This is a genomic window from Streptomyces sp. NPDC001532 (genome assembly GCF_040298625.1).
Classification (GTDB): domain Bacteria; phylum Actinomycetota; class Actinomycetes; order Streptomycetales; family Streptomycetaceae; genus Streptomyces.
Genome location: NZ_JBEPAL010000002.1, coordinates 280091 through 300632 on the forward strand (window position 1 = coordinate 280091; position 20542 = coordinate 300632).

Consider the following 20542-nt stretch of genomic DNA (forward strand, 5'->3'; position numbering starts at 1 on the left):
GTCCGGCTACCCGAGGGGGCAGGCGTGGCCCGATGGTTCGGCAGACCGAAGAAGCCGGAAACACCCGCATCCGCCCGGAGCGAGCCGTCCGAGGATCCTCTGCACACAGCCGACCGGCTGCGGCTCGCGTACGGGCAGACCGGCGACCTGACGCTGCTGCGCGGTGCGGTGACCGCCGCCGAGCAGGCGCGCGACCGGTACCCGGCCGACGATCCGCACCACGCCTCGGCCCTCTCCGCCCTGTGCATGCTCTACCGGCTGCGCTGGGAGCGGGAGCGTGACGAGCGGCTGCTCGACCGGTCCCTGGACCACGGCCGCCGGGCCGTCGACGCCTCGCCGCCGGGCGACCCCGAACTGGGCCGCCACATGTCCTCGCTGGCCACCTCGTTGCAGGAGGCCTTCGACCACCGCGGCCGCACCGCCGACATCGACGAGGCGATCGGCCTGTACCGCGCCTGCCTCGACGTCCTCGCCACCGACCACCCCGAGTACGCCGGCACCGAGTCCAACCTCGCCAACGCCCTGCTGCGCCGCGCCCGCGGCCACCGCGACCCGGACACCCTCGACGAGGCCCTCCGCCACGCCCGTGCCGCGCTCCGGGCCACACCCGCCCACCATCCGATGCATGCCGTGCGGCTGGTCAACCTCGGCGGCGCGCTGGCGGCGCTGCTGGAGTCCGGGCAGGTCCGGTACCTGCCCGAGGCGCAGGAGACCTACGAGCGGGCGCTGGCGGAACTCCCGCCGGCCCATCCGGCGAGGGCGGCCGTGCAGGGCGCCGTGCGGCAGCTGCGGGAGCTGCGCCGGGCGCTCGGCGGCTGAGCGGTGACCGGGGGGCCGGGAGACCGCGAACTCGTCCTGCGGGTGACCGGGTTCGGCGGGATCGACCGCTGGCGGTGGGAGCTGTCCGAAGGCGGCCGGGTGCTGGCCCGGCACGAGGTGCGGCTGGACCGTGACTCCCCGCGGTACGAGGCGTTCCTCGACATCCCCGGCCATGTGCGCCGCCACACCCCGCCCGACGAGCGGGTCGCCCGGGAGCGGGAGATCGTGCGCGAGGTCGGCGTGTGGCTCGGCGAGCACGTCCTCGGACCGGCGGCCCCGCTCCTGCTCGCGGCCGCTCCGGTGGTGCTGCGGGTGGTGGTCCCGGCGCGGCTGCCGGAGGCGCGGCGGCTGCTCTACGTGCCGCTGGAGCTGGCGCGGCTGGACGGACGGCCGCTGGCCGCCCGCGGTGTGACGCCGGTGATGCAGGTCGGCGAGGCGGACGAGGCGCCGGACGGGGCCGGCGGGCGGCCGGTGCGGATGCTGGCCCTGTTCAGCCTGCCGGAGGGCAGCCGGGCACTGAACCTGCGGCGCGAACGCCTGGCGCTGACCGGGCTGTTCACCGGCTCCGGACGGGCGATCGAACTGCACACGCTCCAGTACGGGGTGACCCGCGACCGCCTCCGGGCCGTACTGGACCGGCCGGGCGGCTGGGACGTGGTGCACGTCTCCGCGCACGGCACTCCCGGCGAGCTGCTCCTGGAGACCGGCACCGGCCGGCCGGACCGCATCCCCGCCCGCGAACTGGCCGCGCTGCTGGCGACCGCGCGCGGCGTCCGTCTGGTGACGCTGTCCGCCTGCTGGTCGGGGGCGCTGACCGTGCGGGAACGGCGACGGGCGCTGGGCGTGCCGGTGGCGGACGCGCCAGAGGGCACGGAGGACCCGGAGAGCACCGAGGAGACGGAGGCGGCGGAGAAGACGGCGGCTGCGGAGGTCACGGAGGCTCCGGGCGACGGGACGGGCGGGGAGCCCGCCGGTGGCGGCGCCGAGGCGGTGGGTGTGCTCGCCGGCGAGCTGGTCGACCGGCTCGGATGTGCGGTGCTGGCGATGCGGTATCCGGTGCCGGACGACTTCGCGATCACGCTCGCCGAGTCGCTGTACCGGCGGCTGCTGCTGGAGGGACACACCCTGCCCCGCGCGCTGGCGGCGGCGGTGACGCAGGACCCGGTGCCGGGGCGAGGCGATCCCGCGCTCCTGGCGGCCACTCCGGCGCTGTTCGGGGCGCGGGCCGCGCGGCTGCGGCTGACGGCACCCGAGGCGCCGGACGGAGCCGGGGACGGGGCCGGGGACGGGGCCGGGGACGGGGCCGGGGGTGTTACGGGCGCGGGGCTGCCGCCGCTCGGTGAGCGGTTCGTCGGGCGGGTCGGGCTGATGGCCCGCGTCAGTGCCGTACTGGCGCCGCGCGGCCGGACGGCCGGAGTGCTGCTCCTGGGGATGCCGGGGGCCGGGAAGACCGCCTGCGCGCTGGAGTCGGCGGCCACGCACGCGCACGCCTTCGAGCGAGTGGTGTGGTGCCAGGTGCCCGAGAGGGCCGGTGCGGCCGCGGGCGGGGCCGCGCTCGCGAACCTCGCGGCCGCCCTCGACTCCGCCGTAGAGGGGCTCGACTGCGGGCCGCTGCTCGGTGCGGCGGGCCGGTACGAGGAGTTCGTCGCGGCCGTCGCGGGATGCCTCGCGCACCGGCGCCTGCTGGTCGTCGTGGACCGGGTGGACGGTCTGCTCACACCGGACGGCGGCTGGCGGGACGGGCGGTGGGGCCCGCTGCTCGCGGCGCTGACCGGGCGGGCCGGCGCCGGGCGGCTGCTGCTCACCGGGCGGGTGCGGCCGCCGGACCTCGGGCCCCGGCTGGCCACCGAACCCGTCGGACTGCTGAGCCCGGACGAGGCGGTGCTGCTCGCCCGCGAGCTGCCGCACCTCGCCCGGCTGGCCGACGGCCGCGTGCCGGGCGTACCCGCGCATGCCGGACGGCGGCACGTCACCGGGCTGCTGGACGCCGCCCGCGGTCATCCCAGGCTGCTGGAACTCGCCGACGCGCGGGCGGCCGACCCGGTCCCGGCGCAGGCCGGTGGACTGCCGGAAGGATTCCTCACAGCGGCCGGGTCCGGTGACGACGACTTCTCGCGGGCGCTGCGGACCTGGGCGGACCGGGTCGCCGAAGGACTCGCGCCCGCCCACCGCGATCTCTTCCGTTTCCTGTGCTGCCTGGAGGAGGACGACCGCACCCGCATCGCCGTGGACCACAACTGGCCCGAGCTGCGCGGCCGTCTCGGCCATCCCGGGGAACCGGCCGGGCCGGGTCTCGCGGCGCTCGTGGCGTGCGCTCTGGTGACCCCGCGGCGGAGCGGCGGACCGGACCCGTCCGGCACCACCGAGGCGGCCGAGGAGTCGTACGGCCTTCCGGCCGCCGTCGCCGCCGCCGGACGCGAGCGGGCCGGGGCGGAGTTCCGGCGGCTGGTGGACGAGCGGATGTCCGGCTACTGGACACGCGTCTTCGAGCTGGCGTGGCACCGGGAGGGCACCGGCGCCGACGGGGCCCGGTTCGCCGGTCCGCTGCTGGCGCGGGCCGGACTGGCCGCCGCGCCCTATCTGATCCGCATCCGGCTGTGGGAGGGCGCCGAGGCGCTGCTGCACGCCGTGCTGCGCCGGGACGACAGCCGGCCCACGCGGGCGCGGGTCCTGCCGGTGCTGCGCCGCATCGCCGCGCTCGCCGCCACCGGCGGCGGCGTCCGGCCGTCCTCCGGGGCGCTGGCCGAGGTGCTGTGGGCGACCGATCCGGCGACCGCCGAGCGGCAGGCGCGCGCCGAGCTGACCGCCGCGCTGGGACGCGAGGACCACACGGCCGCCGCCCTGGCGGCCGGTTCGCTGGCCGGGCTGTGTCTGCGCACCGGCCGTCTCGACGAGGCGCTGGCGTTCGCCGGGACGGAGACCGAGCACGCCCGGCGCTCCCGGCTCGGCGCGTGGACGCGGCTGCTCGGGCCGGTGCACCGGCTGCATGTGCTGGTGGAGCGGGCGGAGTCGGCGGCCGTGCTGGCCGAGGCGCGGGAGCTGCGCCGCCGGATGGACGCGCTGCCGAGGGAGAACGCCGGACGGGACGAGGCGGTGCTGTGGTGGGAGGTGTGGGAGGAGTTCTGCGACACCGTCCAGCGGGCGGCGGTCCACGCGGAGCGGTGGCAGCAGGCGCTGGAGCACAACGCCGAGCTGTGCGCGTCCAAGGCGGGCCGGGGCGCGGCGGCCACCGATCTCGCGCAGGCGCGGTTCCCGGCGTACATGCCGCTGCTGCGGCTGGGGCGGGCTCGGGAGGCGCTGGCGTTGCTGGAGCAGTGCCGCGAGGTGTTCGAGACCGCCGGCGACCCGCTGCACCTGGGCGAGGTCTACGGCGCTCTCGCGAACGTCGAGAACGCGCGCGGCCGCGGTGAACTCGCCCTGGCGCGGGGGCGGGACAGTCTGCGGTACGCCTACCGGGCCGGGGTCCCGGCGACCATCGCCGTCAGCCACGCCAACTACGGCACGTATCTGCACGTCCATGCGCGGGACGCGGCGGGCGCGGTCGCCCACCATACGGCCGCGGCGCTGCTGGGGGTGCTGACCGGAGGGCGGACGGCGGACGTGGTGCGGGCGGTCACCGACGATCTGCGGGAGTTCGGCCCGTCGGCCGCCGAGCCGCCGGACGACCCCGGAGTGCTGTGCGCACGCGTCGGCGAGGTGCCCGGTGTCGCCCTGGACCGGCTGCTCGGCCGGGTCGCCGGGGACCCGCAGCGGGTGCGGGAGGCGCTGGCGGGGCTGGGGGCGGCGGCTCGGGGCGCGGCCCCGGACGCGGGGAGGGCCGTGGCCGCCGCCGTGTGGGGGCTGGTGTGGGAGCCCGTGATCGCGGCGCTGGTCTCCGCGGAGCGCGGCAACAGCGCGGCCCGGGTGAAGGCGCGGCAGCAGCTCGCGCGGTACGGCGGCCTGGATCCGCGGTTCCGGCCGCTGGCGCGGGTGCTGGAGCGGTACCTCGCCGGGGAGCGGGACGCGCCGGCCGCCGCCGGCCTGGGTCCGCTGGACGCGCCGGTCGCCGCGCGGGCGCTGGCCGCGCTGCGGGGCGAGCAGGAGGTGCCGGTGGCGCTGTGGCCGGCGATGCATCTGGGCCTGCCCCTCGGCAACCTCGCCGCCGCCGCCGTCGGCCACGGCGAGAGCGCGGAGGCCACCCGCGAGAACCTGGCCGCCTTCCGCGCCGACCCCGCGCTCGCCGCGCTCGCCCCGGTCCTGGAGAGCATCCTGACCGGCCATCGCGACCCGGCACTCACCGACACCCTCACCCAGCCGGTCCACCGCGCGGTCGTCGCGGCCGTACTGCACTGCGTCAGGACCATGGAGGCGGGCGGGGCATGAGAGCGACCCTGGTGGAATCGCCGGCGGCCGGGTCCCGCGCGCGGTGGTCGCGCCTGTGCTGTGCCGCGCCGCGCCGCGCCAGGATCATGGAGACGCAAGGGACGTGAGACGGAACGCGGGGGTGGACCGCCTGTGGCGCAGCATGAGCAGCCGCGGATCAATGACGTACGGCTCGGTGCGAACGGGGAGCTGGAGTTCTACGACGGGACGGGCTGGGTGCCGTATCCGGACGTGCCCGACGAGGACGGCGGGTCGCCGGTCGTGCTGACCCGGCTGGACGACGAGGAGCCGGGCTGGTGACCGCTCCGGTGCCGCCCGAGCCCGGGCCCGCCGCGCCGTTCGACGCGCTGCCCTCGCCGCTCGACGCCGTGCCCGAGCTGCGGGCGGCGGCCCGGTGGATGATCGCGGCGTTCGGGATGGTGGGTGCCGCGCTGATCGGCGGCGGCCCGCTGGTCGCCGTCGGCAAGGTGCACGGGCTGCGGGACGCGGCGATCGCCGGTGGTGCGCTGCTGGTGGCGCTGAGCGGGGTGTGTCTCGCGGTGTGGCAGGTCAGCCGGGTGCTGATCCCGCCGGTGACCACGACGGCCACGCTCGCCGAGCCGGAGCTGCGCGAGCTGCGGGAGCTGATCGACGCCGCCCCGGTCGACTTCTTCGGCTCCGCCGCGACCGGCGTGGACGATCTGCTGCGGCACCGCGCGGTCGCCGCCAACCTCCGGCTGGCACTGGCCGCCGAGGCCGACCCGGACCGCCGCCGGCTGCTGCGCGGGCATCTGGAACGGGCCCGCGCCAACGTGGCCCGCACCGATCCGTACGTGCGCTGGCTGCTCGCCATGGCCCATGTCTGGCAGATCAGGGCCGCCGTGCACACCGCCCGCCGCTGGTGCCTGGGCGCGGTGCTGCTGGTGGCGGCCGGGGCGGTGGCGTTCCTCACCGTGACGGGCCGGGCGGGCACCGCCTAGGGGCACCTGCCTCGGCTGTCCGTCGGGTGTCTCTCAGGTGCCGGCCGGGGTGTCACGGCCGGTGCGGACGGCGTCCAGGAACGGCTCGATCGCCGTCCGCCACGCCTCCGGCCGGTCGTAGTGGACGAGATGGCCGGCGTCGGCCACCTCCGCGTACTCGCCGCGGGGCAGCACCCGGACCATCTCCTGGGCCTCGGCCCGGCCCAGCTCGCCGTCGAGGCCGCGGACGACAAGCGCGGGGCACCGCACCTGCGCCAGCTCCTCCCAGTGGGCGTCGTAGACCCAGGTCTCGCGGGACTTCAGCATCTGCTCGGGTTCGAAGACGGGCCGCCAGCCGTCCGGGGCCTCGGCCATCACCTCGGCGTAGAACTCGCCGCGGGACGGGTTCGGCCGCTCCACCCAGGGGTCGTCCTCGCCGAACCACTTGCGGACGTCGGCGAGGGTGGCGAAGGGGACGGGCCAGGCCTGGAACCAGTCGGCCCACTCGCGCTGCGAGGCGGCGCCGAGCGCGGAGGCCCGCATGTCACAGATGATCAGGGCGCGGACCAGGTCGGGGCGTTTGGCGGCGAGCTGCCAGGCCGTCAGCGCGCCCATGGCGTGGCCGATCACGACGGCCGGGCCGAGGCCGAGCTGTTCGAGCGCCGCCTCGGCGTCGTCGACGTAGGCCTCGCGGGTGAAGGCGGCCTTGGGCGGCTTCTCGCTGCGGCCGTGGCCGCGCTGGTCGAGGGCTACGGCGCGATGCCGTTCGGAGAGCCAGCGGGCGGTGTCGGCCCAGTGGGAGGCGCGGCCCATGAGGCCGTGGAGTAAGAGCACTCCGGGGGCGGGGTGGGAGGGGTCGGGGTCGGTCTTGGCCGGGTCGCCGAACTCCCAGGCGGCGAGCTGCACACCGCCCGCCCCGGTCACGTCGATGCGTCGGGCCATGTCCGGCACCCCCAAGCTCCGCTCGTACCGCCTGAGTACTGCACTGCCTACTGCCACGTGCTGCCGCGTAAGCCGCCGGCCTCCGCAGACTATCGAAAGCGCATTCGAAGTTGGGAAGGTGCCGGACAACACCCCTCGTTCGAGTGACCCCCCGCGAGGAATGATCGCCGCCCCGGAGGGGAGATCTTCAGCGGGAGGCGGACCGCTCGGGGAAAACGGTCCGAGGGGGACGACCCTGGGAGCTCGGGGCTCCGGGTCGGAACTGGGGAGGACAGGCCCCGGCGCCGCAAGGCGCCGGGGCCCTCTGCCGTCTCGGCCCGTGCCGTCCCGGCCGGCTGACGGTCCATCCGCCCCACCCCCTCACAGTCATATGCCTCACGCGACAGCCTGGCACGCGGGGCGCCCGGGCGCTGTGATTCGGCACACGGAGTCCGGGATTCGGCCCGATCGACGGGACTGCGTCACAACTCCCCCTCACGCACCGGGAGTTGACCGCGGCAGCGGTTGCCGCCGATGGCTCAGCGCTTGGCCACGAAGACATGCGAGGCGATGTCCGCCTCCAGCTCGGCGGCCTCACCGCCGCTGCCCACCAGCACCCCGCCGGCCGACTCCGTCACACTCACCACCGAGCCGGGCTGCACGCCCGCGCGGCGCAGGGTGTACATCAGCTGGGCGTCCGTCTGGATCGGCTCGCCGATGCGGCGCACCACGACCGTCTTGCCCTCCAGGCCCGGGTCGAGCTCGGCGAGCGAGACCATGCCCTCGTCGAGGAACGGGTCCGCGCCGTCGGTCTCGCCCAGCTCCTCCAGGCCCGGGATCGGGTTGCCGTACGGCGACTCGGTCGGGTGGCGCAGCAGCTCCAGGACCCGGCGCTCGACGGCCTCGCTCATCACGTGCTCCCAGCGACAGGCCTCGGCGTGCACCTGCTCCCACTCCAGGCCGATCACGTCCACCAGCAGGCACTCCGCGAGCCGGTGCTTGCGCATCACACGGGTGGCGAGCCGGCGGCCCTCGTCCGTCAGCTCCAGGTGCCGGTCGCTGGCCACGGAGACCAGGCCGTCCCGCTCCATGCGCGCGACGGTCTGGCTCACCGTCGGCCCGCTCTGGTCGAGCCGCTCGGCGATCCGGGCGCGCATGGGGACCACACCTTCCTCCTCCAGCTCAAGGATGGTGCGGAGATACATCTCCGTGGTGTCGATCAGTCCGGACATACGTGCCCCTCGATTAGCTCTGCCGAAGGCTTCGAGGCGCTTCGGCGCGTGCGCTGGCCCTGGCATCAATTCTGCCGGATGCCACTGACAACCGTGCCGTGCCGTGGAAAGGCTCGGGTTCACGGGCCCGGATCGGCCGGTCCGCTCGCGTGTTCCCGTATTGACAGCACAGTGGTCCAGACCGCACGGTGATCCGCGGCACACAGCCCCCGCAACGGCGCGAAGGAGCTCGTATGGGCGACAGCAAGCTGGCCGACCAGTACCTGGACGCCGCGATCGGCCTGCTGCGACGCGTCCGCGACGAGGAAGCCGCCACGATCGCCGCCGCCGGCACCCTGCTCGCCGACACCGTCGCCGACGGCGGCCGGCTCTTCGCGTTCGGCGCCGGCCACTCCTCGCTCGCCGCGCAGGACGTCGTCTACCGCGCCGGCGGCCTCGCCCTGATGAACCTGCTCGCCGTCCCCGGCGTGGTCGGCGTCGACGTGATGCCGGCGACGCTCGGCTCGGCGCTGGAGCGCGTCGACGGTCTGGCCGCCGCCGTCCTGGACAGCTCGCCGCTGCGCGCGGGCGACGCCCTCGTGATCATCTCGCTGTCCGGCCGCAACGCCCTGCCCGTGGAGATGGCGATGAACGCCCGCGCCCTCGGTATCCGGGTGATCGGCGTGACCTCCGTCGCCTACGCCACCGAGACCACCTCGCGGCACACCTCCGGCACCTACCTCAAGGACCACTGCGACATCGTCCTCGACTCGAAGATCGCCGTCGGGGACGCCGAGCTGAGCCTGGACAGTGTCCCGGCGCCCTTCGCCCCGGCCTCCACCGTCGTCACCACCGCCCTGCTCCAGGCCGTCATGGCCACCGCCGCCGGCAGCCTCGCCGACCGCGGCATCGAGCCCCCGCTGCTGCGCTCCGGCAACGTCGACGGCGGCCACGAGTGGAACGGCCGGGTGCTGGAGGAGTACGGCGACCGGATCTTCTACCGACACTGATACCGCCACCGAGCCACGGACCTCAGTCCTCGCCCGCCGCTCCCGCGGCATCCGCCGCCCCCGTCGTCCGCACCAGCCCCGCCAGGTCCAGCGCCATCGCGATCCGCACGGCGACGTCCTCCGCGTACGCCGTGTCGGAGCGCTCGAAGGCGCTGCGCCCGCTCGTGCGCAGGAACGTCACCACGCCGAGCGTGCGCCCCCGGCTGCGCAGCACCGCGCACAGCGCGTGCACCGCGTCCCGCGGCCACTGCCGGGCCTCCGCCCAGACGCGCGCCTGCTCCGCCGGCACCGCGCCCACGCTGGCCCGCACGGTGCCGATCCGGGCCACGCACTGCAACGCCGGGTGGCCCTCGGCGTACCGCACCGGCAGCCCCGCGTGTCCCGGCGTCACGGTCGGTCCCGGCGCGCCCGACGGTGTGCCCGCGATCCGCATCAGCCGGACCGGACCGGAGTCCTCGCCGTCCGCGAGGGACCCGCCGGCCACCCGGTCGATCAGCGCGTGGTCGGCGAACCCGGCCAGCGCGAAGTCGAGATGGACGGTCGCCGCCTCCGCCGGGTCCTCGCACTCGGCCGCCGCGCGGGCCGCGCGGTGCAGCTGGTTGGTCCGGAACCGCAGCAGCGACGCCTCCTGCTCGCCCTGCTTGCCCTCGGTGACGTCCTGGAAGAGCCAGCCGACGCCGAGCGGCACCGGCTCCTCCGCCAGCGGCGAGGCGAGCCGGACGAAACCGCAGCGCCAGCAGCGCCGCCGCTCCCCGTCCGGGGTGCGCACGCCCACCCAGATCTCGGCGGGCGCGGGCGGCGCGCCCTCGGCCAGCACATGGGTGAGCGCGGCCTCCAGCTCCTCCACGCCCTGCGCCAGCAGCTCCCCCAGCGGCCGGCCCAGCACCGCCGTACGCCCGAGGCCCAGCGCGCGGGCCGCGTGCGCGTTGACGACGGCGGGGCGCAGATCGGCGTCGACCAGGACGACACCCCAGCTCGCGTCCTCGAACAGCGCCTCGCTGAGCGCGATCGACCGCTCCAGGTCGATCTGGGTGTGCACCTCGCTGAACGCGCAGTACACCCCGGCGGGCTTGCCGTCCGGGCCGCGCACGGCCGCCGACTGGGTGCGCACCAGCACCCGGCCGCCGTCCTTCGTCACCAGGGCGAACTCGTGCACCTGCCGTCCGGGCGCGTGCATCGCGGACAGCAGCCGGGCCGCCACGTCCTCGGCGTCGGCACTGCGCACCGCCCATCCGGCGAAGCCCTGCCGGCCCACGGCCTCGGCCGCGGTCCAGCCGAGGATGCGTTCGGCCTCGCGGTTCCAGTGCGTGACGACCCCGTCGGCGTCGAAGGCGCACAGGGCCGCGTCCATGCCGTCCAGCAGAGCGGCAAGCAGATCTGAACCGTCGCGCTCGGGCTCGTCCGGCCCCAGCTCGTCGGTGGTCCCACTACGCCGGGAAGCACTCACCTGGACCCCCTGCAGGCTGCGTCCGCACGTATGGCGCGCCAGTCGCGCTCACTCACCCATCATTCAACTCGAACGTGACGCAGCACACATATGGTTCCCGCAATATTGCGAGGAATCGTTGCACGCCGGAAACCGGCGCACCCCGTGGCCGGGCGGGCGCCGGGCGGGCTTCGAAAAAAACGCTTGAGCCCGCCGGAGACGGTTCCTAAGGTGTCGGGTACACCGGAGAGGAGGTGATCGGGTACATGAGTGAAACCCGGACGCGTGAGGTGGCTGCGGGCTAGCGGCTCGCCACCACACTCGATGCGGTGCCGGACCAGCGCGTGAGCACAGCGCGCAGCCGGCCCAATCCCAAGCAGTCACCCGACCCGCGAGCTGCCGGTACGTCCGACCGGCTCCCCCTCTTCGAGGAGGACCAGGCTCGCGGGTCGTCTGCGTTCTCGGTGCGACCGGTGACCTCAGTGGGCGATGTCCTCGTAGCCCTCGACCGCGCGGGGGTCCCTCGGGCCGGGGCCGATGTAGCGGGCGGAGGGGCGGACCAGGCGGCCGGTGCGCTTCTGCTCCAGGATGTGCGCCGACCAGCCGGCCGTGCGGGCGCAGGTGAACATCGAGGTGAACATGTGCGCCGGGACCTCGGCGAAGTCCAGCATGATCGCCGCCCAGAACTCCACGTTGGTGGCGAGCACCCGGTCCGGGCGCCGGTTGTGCAGCTCCTCCAGGGCCGCCTTCTCCAGCGCCTCGGCGACCTCGAAGCGCGGGGCGCCGAGATCGCGGGCGGTGCGGCGCAGGACGCGGGCGCGCGGGTCCTCCGCGCGGTAGACGCGGTGGCCGAAGCCCATCAGGCGCTCGCCCTTGTCCAGCGTCTTCTTCACGTACGCCTCGGCGTCGCCGGTGCGCTCGATCTCCTCGATCATGTGCAGGACGCGGGAGGGCGCGCCGCCGTGCAGCGGGCCCGACATGGCGCCGACGGCACCGGAGAGCGCCGCGGCCACGTCCGCGCCGGTGGAGGCGATCACGCGGGCCGTGAAGGTGGAGGCGTTCATGCCGTGCTCGGCGGCGGACGTCCAGTAGGCGTCGACGGCGGCGACGTGCTTGGGGTCGGGCTCGCCGCGCCAGCGGATCATGAAGCGTTCGACGACGGACTGGGCCTTGTCGATCTCGCTCTGCGGGACCATGGGCAGGCCCTGGCCGCGGGCGGACTGGGCGACGTAGGACAGGGCCATGACGGCGGCGCGGGCGAGGTCCTCGCGGGCCTGCTCGGCGTCGATGTCCAGGAGGGGTTTCAGGCCCCACACGGGGGCCAGCATGGCGAGCGCGGACTGGACGTCGACGCGGATGTCGCCGGAGTGCACGGGGATGGGGAACGGCTCGGCGGGCGGCAGGCCGGGGTTGAAGGCGCCGTCGACGAGCAGGCCCCAGACGTTGCCGAAGGAGACATGGCCGACCAGGTCCTCGATGTCGACCCCGCGGTACCGGAGGGCACCGCCCTCCTTGTCCGGTTCGGCGATCTCCGTCTCGAACGCGACGACTCCTTCGAGTCCGGGTACGAAGTCGGACATCAGGCGGCTCCTCGTGATGTGTGCGACGGGTGGTCGAAAAGGCGCGGCTGTGGTGCTGGGGGTGGGTGATCGCCCTGCGGATCCACGGCCGGCGTCGGCTCGCGGTCCCGAGCGGTCACTCGGGTGATGCCCCGTGCGGCCGTGGGTCACCCCACCGGGACGGCATCTGCACGATATCCCCGAGTGCCAACCTTGGGGAGGTTTCGCGGCACTCAGTGCCACGCAGTGATGAAGGACACCGTGGCGGACACCGAGGAGTACGGCGGTGGGGCATACGGCAAGATGACCGCGTGACCGACCACGACGCCGTCCCCGCCGTAGTCCCCGACACCGTCTCCGGCACCGTGCCCGGGCCCGCCTCCGGCCCGGTTCCCGATCCCGCCGTGATGCGCAAGCACTACCGCGAGGAGGGTCTCGCGGAGGCCGATCTGGCGGACACGCCGGTGCGGCAGTTCGCGCGCTGGTTCCGGCAGGCGGCGACGGAGGGCCGGCTGTTCGAGCCGAACGCGATGGTCGTCTCCACGGCCGACGCGGAGGGCCGGCCCAGCTCGCGCACCGTGCTGCTGAAGCAGTTCGACGAGCAGGGCTTCGTCTTCTACACCAACTACGACTCCCGCAAGGCGCGTGACCTGGCGGAGAACCCGTACGTCTCGCTGCTGTTCCCCTGGTATCCGATGGCCCGGCAGGTGATCGTGTCGGGCGTGGCCCGGCGCACCGGGCGGGACGAGACGGCCGCGTACTTCCGCAGCCGGCCGCACGGCTCCCAGCTGGGCGCGTGGGCGAGCGAGCAGTCGGCGGTGATCTCCACCCGGGCCGACCTCGACGCCTCCTACGCGGAGCTGGCGGCCCGCTACCCGGAGGGCGAGCAGGTGCCGGTGCCGCCGCACTGGGGCGGGTTCCGGGTGGCGCCGCAGTCGGTGGAGTTCTGGCAGGGGCGGGAGAACCGGCTGCACGACCGGCTGCGGTACGTGGCGCGGCCGGACGGCAGCTGGCGGGTGGAGCGGCTCAGCCCGTGACGGCGGGACGCCTGCCGAGGGTCAAGGCCGGGGCCGGGACCGTGGCGGGGGCCGTCAGATCTTGCCCGTGAGGAACGCCGTGCGGTGGCCCTCCAGGAAGCGGGTCAGCCGGGCGCGGAACTCCTCGCTCAGCGCGGGCCAGCCCCAGAACTCGAACCCGAGGTGGGCGAGGGCGAAGACGTCCTCGGTCCAGGTCCAGTCGGGCAGCGGGACGGCGGCGGCGCAGGCCGGGCAGTCGACGTCGACGTCGCCGGTCGCGAGCCAGCGCTCCATGCCGGAGCCGAGCCGGGCCGTGAGGTCGCCCCCGGCCGGCGACGCCTGCCCGCAGCGGGGGCAGGTCACCACGTACGGGCCGGGGACGCCGATGCTGTGGAAGACGTGGCGCGCGGTGTGGACGGCGACGCCGTCCGGCGAGCCCCAGCGGGGGTCGGCGACGGCCTTGCGCCAGTCGGGTCCGGGCGGATGGGCGGGCAGCGGCGACAGCCCCCAGCCCACCTCCGCCTCGGCGCGCACGATGCCCTCGGCCACCAGCCACTCGACCACGCGCGCGCCCAGGAGCGGCGCGTCCCGCGGGCCGGCGTCGAGATCGGCGATCGTCTGGAAGGTGTCCCCCACCTCAGATCCCGCCCCACAGGCGCACCGTGCGGTGGCCGTCGAGGAGGCGGGTGAGCAGGGCGTGGAACTCGGGGGTGAGGTCCGGCCAGTTCCAGAACTCGAAGCCGAGCCGGCCGAAGGCGAGCGGGCAGTCGTCCCAGGTCCAGTCGGGCAGGTCGACCGCGGTGGCGCAGGCGGGGCAGTCGACGGCCGCGGCGCCGGTGTCGTGCCAGGTGCTCATGGCCTCGCGGAAGCGCGGCCACACCGTGTCGTCCAGCGGGGTGACGGCCGCGCAGCGCGGGCAGACGGCGGCGTCGGGCATGTCGGGGCCGCTGTGGAAGGCGGTGCGGCCGGTGTGGACGGCGAGTCCGTCGGTGGGGGCCCAGTCCCAGTCGTCGGCGACGTACCGCTGCCAGCCGGGTCCGGGCGGATGGCCGAGAGGGAGGCCGAGGACGCAGTCGGCGCGCTCGGCGAGGACGACGCCCTCGGCCACCAGGGCGGCGACGACGCGCTCGGCGAGCCGGGGCGCCTCGTCGGCGGTCGCGTCGAGGTCGACGAAGACCTGGAACCAGTTGCCCACGGTCAGTCCAGCGCTCCGTCCAGCAGCGCCGCCCACTGCGCCACCACCCGCTCGCGGCGCGGTCCGTCGTCGGTGAGGAGGTTGGCGAGGCCGAGGCCGCGGGCCATGTCGAGCAGGCCCTGCACGCTCTCGCGGACGCCGGGCCGGGTCTCGTCGGCGCCGAGGAGTTCCACGGCGATGCGGTGGGTCTCGCGGCCGACGCGGGCCTCCAGTTCGGTGACCCGGGGGCGCAGCTGCTCCTCGTCGGAGGCGGCGACCCACAGGTGCAGGGCGGCGCGGAAGAGCGGGCCGGTGTAGAGGTCGACGAGGGCGGCGACGACGGCCCGGCGGTCGCCCGCCGCGCCCTCGGGGAAGAGGGCGCGCAGGGCGCCGGAGCGTTCCTCGGCGACGTACTCGACGGCGGCGGTGAACAGGTCCTCGCGGGTCGGGAAGTGGTGCTGGGCGGCGCCGCGGGAGACGCCGGCGCGCATCGCGACGACGGAGACCGTGGAGCCGGCCCAGCCGTGTTCGGCGAGGCAGGACACGGCGGCGGCGAGGAGCCGCTGCCGGGTGGCCCGGCTGCGGTCCTGCTTGGGGACACGGTCGACCGTCGTCACAGCACCCATTTCCGTCACAGCACTCGTTCCGTCACAGCACCCATGCGGCGTCCCGTCGTTCCAGGAAGGCCGTCATGCCCTCGCGGGCCTCCGGGGACGAGAACAGCCGCGCCGAGAGCGCGGTCAGCTCGGCCGCGTCCCGGTCGAAGGCCTCCAGAACCCTAGCCGTGAGCAGCCGCTTGGTCTCGGCCAGGGCCTGCGGTGAGGAGCGCCGCAGCCCGTCCAGCATCGGTGCCAGTACGGCGTCCACGTCGTCGCCGGCCGCCGTCAGCAGGCCGATGCGGGCCGCCTCGGCCGCGTCGAGGCGCTCCCCGGTGAGGTAGTAGCGGGCGAGGGCTCGCGGGTCGGTGCGGCCGAGCAGGGGCAGGGAGATCACCGCGGGGGCGACGCCGATGCGCACCTCGGTGAAGGCGAAGGTCGCCCGGTGGGAGGCGGCGGCGAGGTCGCAGGCGGCGAGCAGGCCGAGGCCGCCGGCGCGGACGTGCCCGGTGACCCGGGCGGCGACCGGCTTGGGCAGTTCGACGAGGTGCCGGAGCAGGGCGACGAGGGCGTCCGGGGACGGCGGGTCGCGCAGGTCGGCGCCGGCGCTGAAGGTGTTGCCGGTGTGGGTGAGGACGACCGCGCGGACGCCGTCGTCCTTCCCGCACTCGGTCAGCGCGTCGTCCAGGTCCCGCACCAGCGCCGCCGACAGGGCGTTGCGGGTGGCGGGCGAGTCCAGGCTGAGTGTCTCCACACCGCGCTCGCGGGTGCGGCCGATCAGGGTCATGCCCGCTCCCGCAGTTCCCGGCGGAGGATCTTCCCGGAGACGGCCCGGGGCACCGCGTCGATGAAGGTGACCTGCCGGACGCGCTTGTACGGGGCGACGCGTTCGGCGACGTACATCATGACCTCGCCCTCGGAGAGGTCCGGTGCGGTCGGCCGGCGCACCACGTAGGCGCGCGGGACCTCGTTGCGGTCGTCGTCGTGGACGCCGATGACGGCGGCGTCGGCGATGCCGGGATGGGTGAGGAGCAGCGCCTCCAGTTCGGCGGGGGCGACCTGGAAGCCCTTGTACTTGATCAGCTCCTTGACGCGGTCGACGACGAACAGCCAGCCGTCCTCGTCGACCCGGCCTATGTCCCCGGTGTGCAGCCAGCCGTCCGGGTCGATCATGGCGGCGGTGGCGTCGGGTCGGCCCAGGTAGCCCTTCATCACCTGGGGGCCGCGGATCAGGATCTCGCCGGCCTCGCCGGGGCCGAGGTCCTTGGCGGGGTCGTCGAGGGAGACGATGCGCATCTCGGTGCCGGCGATGAGCCTGCCGACGGTGCCGGGAGGCGCGTCGCGCATGGCGTCCAGGGGGACGACGTGGGTGCCGGGGGACAGTTCCGTCATGCCGTACGCCTGGCCGACGGGCGGCAGGCCGAGGCGGCGGGAACAGGCCTCGGCGAGGCCGGCGTCCAGCGGCGCGGCGGCGCTGATGACGTACTTGAGCGACGACAGGTCGTACTCGGCGACCAGCGGGTGCTTGGCGAGGGCGAGGACGATCGGCGGGGCGACGTACAGGCCGGTGATGCGGTGGTTCTGGACGGCGGCGAGGAAGGTCTCCAGGTCGAAGCGGGGCAGGACGACGACGGTGGCGCCCTTCCGCAGGGGCGCGTTCATCAGGGCGGTGAGCCCGTAGATGTGAAAAAAGGGCAGGACGGCCAGGATGCGTTCGCCCGGTCCGGCGTCGATGGCGGGCTCGAGCTGGGCGAGGTTGGTGGCGATCTGCCGGTGGGTGAGCATCACGCCCTTGGGGGTGCCGGTGGTGCCCGAGGAGTACGGCAGGGCGGCCACGTCCTCGGCGGGGTCGATGGCGGCCCGGGGTTCGGGCGCGGTGGACGCCAGCATGTCGATCAGGGAGCGGTGGCCGGGCGCGCTGTCGCAGACCAGGATCTCCTGGACGCCGCCTGCGAGTTCGGCGGCCCGGCGGGCGGTGTCGAGCAGCGGGGAGACGGTGACGATCCAGCGGGCCGTCGAGTCGACGAGCTGCTTGGCGAACTCCTCGGCGGTGGCGAGCGGGTGCACCGTGGTGACGGCGGCGCCCGCGCGCGTGGCCGCGTAGAACGCCAGGGGGAAGGCGATGGTGTTGGGGCTGTGCAGGGCGAGTACGTCGCCCTTGCGGACGCCCGCCTCGGCGAGCGCGGCGGCGACGCGCCGGTGGAACCGGTCCACCTGGTCGTAGGTGAGGGTGGTGCCGTCGGTGCCGTCGATGAGCGCGGGCGCGTCACCGAACTCGGCGGCCCGGCCCAGGACCGCTTCGTGGATGGGCAGGTTCACGGGCGGGACGTCTGCGTACTCGCTGCGGAACATTCGGTTCCTCCTCGCACAACGCTGTGCCGGACGGGACGAGTTCTCGGTACGGCGCGGTCAGTACGACTTCGGCAGACCCAGGGTTTGGTGGGAGACGTAGTTGAGAATCATCTCCCGGCTCACCGGTGCGATACGAGCCACGCGCGCGGCCGTGATGAGCGAGGCGAGGCCGAACTCGCGGGTGAGACCGTTGCCGCCGAGGGTGTGCACGGCCTGGTCGACGGCCCTGGCGCAGGCCTCTCCGGCGGCGTACTTCGCCATGTTCGCGGCCTCGCCCGCGCCGGCGTCGTCCCCGGCGTCGTACAGGTACGCCGCCTTCTGCATCATCAGCCGGGCCAGTTCGAGCTCGATGTGGGCCTGCGCGAGGGGGTGGGCGATGGCCTGGTGGGCGCCGATGGGGGTCTTGAAGACGGTGCGGTCGCGGGCGTACTCGACGGCCCTGGCGACGGCGTAGCGGCCCATGCCGACGGCGAACGCGGCCGTCATGATCCGCTCCGGGTTGAGACCGGCGAACAGCTGGAGCAGCCCCGCGTCCTCGTCGCCGACCAGCGCCTCGGCGGGCAGCCGTACGTCGTCCAGAGTCAGCTCGAACTGCTTCTCCTGGGCCGCGAGTTCCATGTCGATCTTGCGGCGCCCGAAGCCGGGCGCGTCCCGCGGGACGATGAACAGGCAGGGCTTCAGACGGCCCGTGCGGGCGTCCTCCGTGCGGCCGACGATGAGGGTGGCGTCGGCGATGTCGACGCCGGAGACGAAGACCTTGCGGCCGGTGAGCAGCCAGTCGGCGCCGTCGCGGCGGGCGGTGGTGGTGATGCGGTGGCTGTTGGAGCCCGCGTCGGGCTCGGTGATGCCGAAGGCCATGGTGCGGGTGCCGTCGGCGAGGCCGGGGAGCCACGCCCGCTTCTGCTCGTCCGTGCCGAAGCGGGCGATCACGGTGCCGCAGATCGCCGGGGAGACGATCAGCATCAGCAGCGGGGCGCCCGCGGCGCCGAGTTCTTCGAGGACGATGGAGAGTTCGGCTATGCCGCCGCCTCCGCCGCCGTACTCCTCCGGCAGGTTGACGCCGAGGTAGCCGAGTTTCCCCGCCTCCGCCCAGAGTTGGGCGCGGTCGTGGTCGCGGCCGTGGCGTGTGCCGAGGGCGGCCACGGCGGCGCGCAGGGCTTTGTGGTCTTCGGATTCGATGAGGGTGGTCACGAGGCTCCTCGGTCTGCGGGTCGTGAAGGGCTCTGGTCGCGCGGTTCCTCGCGCCCCTAGGGCCTGTCTGCCAGGCGCCGCGGAGCAGGCGGGAATTGTCAGACAGGCCCTAAGGGGCGTCCGTCTCGACGACGGCCAGGAGGGCGCCCAGCTCCACCTGCCGTCCCGGGGCCGCGTGCAGGACGGTCAGCGTTCCCGTCGCCGGGGCGGTGATCCGGTGCTGCATCTTCATCGCCTCCAGCCAGAGCAGGGGCTGTCCGGCCTGTACGGCGGATCCCTCGGTCAGGCCGTCGGCGATACGGACGACGGTGCCGGGCATGGGGGCCAGCAGGGAACCGGGGGCGTGCTGCTCGGCGGGGGCGGGGAAGCGGGGCAGGGCGGTGAGGTGTGTGGTGTTCACGTACACGTCGTCGCCGTACCGGGCCACCGCGTACGTCCGCCGTACGCCGTCCGCCTCGAGGACGACACGCCGCGCGTCGGCGTGCAGGACGCGCACGCCGTCGGCCTCCAGGCCGCCCGCGCGGGTGTGCCGGTAGGAGACCTCGTGCTCCTCGCCCGCGCTCGCGTACCGCTTGGTGTGCGGCTGCGAGGGCAGGTTGCGCCAGCCACCGAAGCGGGACCGGCCGTGCGCGTCGGCGAGGGCGGCGGCGAGCGGGGCGTGAGGGTCGGGGGCGGGCTCGGTCAGCTCGCCGAGGTGCCGGTCGTAGAAGCCGGTGTCCATGGCGGCGGAGGTGAACTCCTTGTGCCGCAGGGAGCGGACCAGCAGGTCCCGGTTGGTGACCGGGCCGTGGATCGCCGCCGCCTCCAGGGCGCCGGCCAGCCTGCGGATCGCCTCCGCGCGGGTGGGCGCGTGGGCGACGGCCTTGGCGAGGAGGGGGTCGTAGTGGACACCGATCGGGTCGCCGTCGGTGTATCCGGTGTCCAGGCGGACGCTGTCGGGGACGGACAGCCGGTGCAGGGTGCCGGTCTGCGGGGCCCAGCCGCCCGCCGGGTCCTCGGCGTAGAGGCGGGCCTCGACGGCGTGGCCGCGCGCCGGAGGCGGGTCGCTCTCCAGGGCGTGGCCCTCGGCGACGCGGATCTGGAGGGCGACCAGGTCGACGCCGAACACGGCCTCGGTGACGGGGTGTTCGACCTGGAGGCGGGTGTTCATCTCCAGGAAGTGCGCGCGGCCGTCGGCGACCAGGAACTCGACGGTCCCGGCGCCGACGTAGCCGACCGCGCGGGCGGCGCGTACGGCGGTCTCGCGCAGTTCCTCGGCGAGCGCGGGGGCCAGCCCCGGTGCGGGGGCCTCCTCGATCACCTTCTGGTGGCGGCGCTGGAGGGAGCAGTCGCGGGTGCCCAGCGCCCACACCGTGCCGTGGGTGTCGGCGAGGACCTGCACCTCGACATGGCGGCCGTCCTCTACGTACGGCTCGACGAACACCTCGTCGTCCCCGAACGCGGCCAGCGCCTCCGCGCGGGCGGCGGTCAGCTCCGCGTCCAGGTCGGCGAGCCGGCGCACCACCCGCATCCCGCGTCCGCCGCCGCCGGCCGCCGCCTTCACCAGCACCGGCAGCTCGGCCTCGGTGACGTCCCGCAGCGGGGCGAGGCCCAGCAGCTCCTTGGCGCGGGTCTTGGACGCCATCGCCTCGATGGCCTCCGGCGGCGGGCCGATCCAGAGCAGGCCGGCGTCGATCACCTCGCGGGCGAAGGCGGGGTTCTCGGAGAGGAAGCCGTAGCCGGGGTGCACGGCGTCGGCACCGGCCGCGAGGGCGGCCTTCACGATCAGGTCGCCGCGCAGATACGTCTCGGCGGGCGCCGCGCCCGGCAGCCGTACCGCCGTGTCCGCGACGCGCGCGTGCAGGGCGTCCTCGTCGGCGTCGGAGTACACGGCGACCGTGCGGATGCCGGCCGCGCGGCAGCTGCGGAAGACCCGGCAGGCGATCTCGCCCCGGTTCGCCACAAGAACGGAAGCAATCACTGGAGCC

Annotated in this window: 17 protein-coding genes; 6 read left to right on the forward strand and 11 right to left on the reverse strand. The window is 74.9% G+C overall.

Annotated elements, in window-relative coordinates; translation table 11 throughout:
- The first annotated feature begins 24 nt into the window (after positions 1 to 24).
- The 4 genes from ABT232_RS03910 to ABT232_RS03925 all read left to right on the forward strand — a co-directional run bounded on the left by ABT232_RS03910 (position 25) and on the right by ABT232_RS03925 (position 6140).
- Positions 25 to 819, forward strand: coding sequence for a tetratricopeptide repeat protein (locus tag ABT232_RS03910; protein ID WP_351835421.1), 795 nt, complete (start codon positions 25 to 27; stop codon positions 817 to 819).
- Between the two features lie 3 nt (positions 820 to 822).
- Positions 823 to 5181, forward strand: coding sequence for a CHAT domain-containing protein (locus tag ABT232_RS03915; RefSeq protein ID WP_351835424.1), 4359 nt, complete (start codon positions 823 to 825; stop codon positions 5179 to 5181).
- A gap of 132 nt (positions 5182 to 5313) precedes the next feature.
- Positions 5314 to 5481, forward strand: a complete 168-nt coding sequence (locus tag ABT232_RS03920) for a hypothetical protein (protein ID WP_351835426.1) — start codon at positions 5314 to 5316, stop codon at positions 5479 to 5481.
- Entirely contained in the window at positions 5478 to 6140 is a 663-nt protein-coding gene (locus ABT232_RS03925; RefSeq protein ID WP_351835429.1) for a hypothetical protein, read from the forward strand. Before ABT232_RS03920 ends, ABT232_RS03925 begins: the two co-directional genes overlap by 4 nt.
- 33 nt (positions 6141 to 6173) lie before the next feature.
- Here the strand turns inward: ABT232_RS03925 and ABT232_RS03930 are convergent, their stop codons facing one another.
- Entirely contained in the window at positions 6174 to 7061 is an 888-nt protein-coding gene (locus tag ABT232_RS03930; RefSeq protein WP_351835432.1) for an alpha/beta fold hydrolase, read from the reverse strand.
- Positions 7062 to 7579: 518 nt separating this feature from the next.
- A complete protein-coding gene (locus ABT232_RS03935) occupies positions 7580 to 8272 on the reverse strand; it encodes an iron-dependent transcriptional repressor DtxR (RefSeq protein WP_351835434.1) in 693 nt (230 codons plus the stop codon).
- A 233-nt stretch (positions 8273 to 8505) separates the two neighbouring features.
- Between ABT232_RS03935 and ABT232_RS03940 the strand changes: the two genes are divergently transcribed.
- The gene (locus ABT232_RS03940) at positions 8506 to 9261 is read left to right on the forward strand and encodes an SIS domain-containing protein (RefSeq protein ID WP_351835437.1); all 756 of its coding nucleotides are present in this window, start codon (positions 8506 to 8508) and stop codon (positions 9259 to 9261) included.
- Positions 9262 to 9283: 22 nt separating this feature from the next.
- On the opposite strand, the gene ABT232_RS03945 is transcribed toward ABT232_RS03940, so the two are convergent.
- Together ABT232_RS03945 and ABT232_RS03950 are read right to left on the reverse strand one after the other, a co-directional pair.
- The gene (locus ABT232_RS03945; protein ID WP_351835440.1) at positions 9284 to 10708 is read right to left on the reverse strand and encodes a PAS domain-containing protein; all 1425 of its coding nucleotides are present in this window, start codon (positions 10706 to 10708) and stop codon (positions 9284 to 9286) included.
- Positions 10709 to 11166: 458 nt separating this feature from the next.
- Positions 11167 to 12267 (reverse strand): citrate synthase 2, encoded by a 1101-nt coding sequence (locus ABT232_RS03950; protein WP_351835442.1) that lies wholly within the window; start codon positions 12265 to 12267, stop codon positions 11167 to 11169.
- A gap of 290 nt (positions 12268 to 12557) precedes the next feature.
- Here ABT232_RS03950 and pdxH point away from each other — a divergent pair, with 290 nt between their 5' ends.
- Entirely contained in the window at positions 12558 to 13283 is a 726-nt protein-coding gene (gene pdxH, locus ABT232_RS03955; protein WP_450871754.1) for a pyridoxamine 5'-phosphate oxidase, read from the forward strand.
- Positions 13284 to 13337: 54 nt separating this feature from the next.
- Here pdxH and ABT232_RS03960 read toward each other — a convergent pair whose 3' ends face one another.
- From ABT232_RS03960 to ABT232_RS03990, 7 genes are all read right to left on the reverse strand, one after another.
- The gene (locus ABT232_RS03960; RefSeq protein WP_351835445.1) at positions 13338 to 13898 is read right to left on the reverse strand and encodes a hypothetical protein; all 561 of its coding nucleotides are present in this window, start codon (positions 13896 to 13898) and stop codon (positions 13338 to 13340) included.
- Position 13899: 1 nt separating this feature from the next.
- Positions 13900 to 14457 (reverse strand): hypothetical protein, encoded by a 558-nt coding sequence (locus tag ABT232_RS03965; RefSeq protein WP_351835447.1) that lies wholly within the window; start codon positions 14455 to 14457, stop codon positions 13900 to 13902.
- A gap of 2 nt (positions 14458 to 14459) precedes the next feature.
- Positions 14460 to 15062, reverse strand: a complete 603-nt coding sequence (locus ABT232_RS03970; RefSeq protein WP_351835449.1) for a TetR/AcrR family transcriptional regulator — start codon at positions 15060 to 15062, stop codon at positions 14460 to 14462.
- Positions 15063 to 15084: 22 nt separating this feature from the next.
- On the reverse strand, positions 15085 to 15819 hold the full coding sequence (locus ABT232_RS03975; protein WP_351835451.1) for an enoyl-CoA hydratase family protein: 735 nt from the start codon (positions 15817 to 15819) through the stop codon (positions 15085 to 15087).
- Positions 15816 to 17384, reverse strand: coding sequence for a 4-coumarate--CoA ligase family protein (locus ABT232_RS03980; protein WP_351835453.1), 1569 nt, complete (start codon positions 17382 to 17384; stop codon positions 15816 to 15818). The genes ABT232_RS03975 and ABT232_RS03980 overlap by 4 nt, the downstream gene beginning before the upstream one ends.
- A 57-nt stretch (positions 17385 to 17441) precedes the next feature.
- Positions 17442 to 18575, reverse strand: a complete 1134-nt coding sequence (locus ABT232_RS03985; RefSeq protein WP_351835456.1) for an acyl-CoA dehydrogenase family protein — start codon at positions 18573 to 18575, stop codon at positions 17442 to 17444.
- A 109-nt stretch (positions 18576 to 18684) separates the two neighbouring features.
- Positions 18685 to 20535, reverse strand: coding sequence for an acetyl/propionyl/methylcrotonyl-CoA carboxylase subunit alpha (locus ABT232_RS03990; protein ID WP_351835458.1), 1851 nt, complete (start codon positions 20533 to 20535; stop codon positions 18685 to 18687).
- Positions 20536 to 20542: the final 7 nt, after the last annotated feature.

Excerpts from the sequence above, each read along its gene's own strand:
- ABT232_RS03940 (WP_351835437.1), top strand. The coding sequence starts at position 8,506 with ATGGGCGACAGCAAGCTGGCCGACCAGTACCTGGACGCCGCGATCGGC.
- ABT232_RS03950 (WP_351835442.1), bottom strand. The coding sequence starts at position 12,267 with ATGTCCGACTTCGTACCCGGACTCGAAGGAGTCGTCGCGTTCGAGACG.
- ABT232_RS03970 (WP_351835449.1), bottom strand. The coding sequence starts at position 15,062 with ATGGGTGCTGTGACGACGGTCGACCGTGTCCCCAAGCAGGACCGCAGC.
- ABT232_RS03935 (WP_351835434.1), bottom strand. The coding sequence starts at position 8,272 with ATGTCCGGACTGATCGACACCACGGAGATGTATCTCCGCACCATCCTT.
- ABT232_RS03980 (WP_351835453.1), bottom strand. The coding sequence starts at position 17,384 with ATGTTCCGCAGCGAGTACGCAGACGTCCCGCCCGTGAACCTGCCCATC.
- ABT232_RS03975 (WP_351835451.1), bottom strand. The coding sequence starts at position 15,819 with ATGACCCTGATCGGCCGCACCCGCGAGCGCGGTGTGGAGACACTCAGC.
- ABT232_RS03930 (WP_351835432.1), bottom strand. The coding sequence starts at position 7,061 with ATGGCCCGACGCATCGACGTGACCGGGGCGGGCGGTGTGCAGCTCGCC.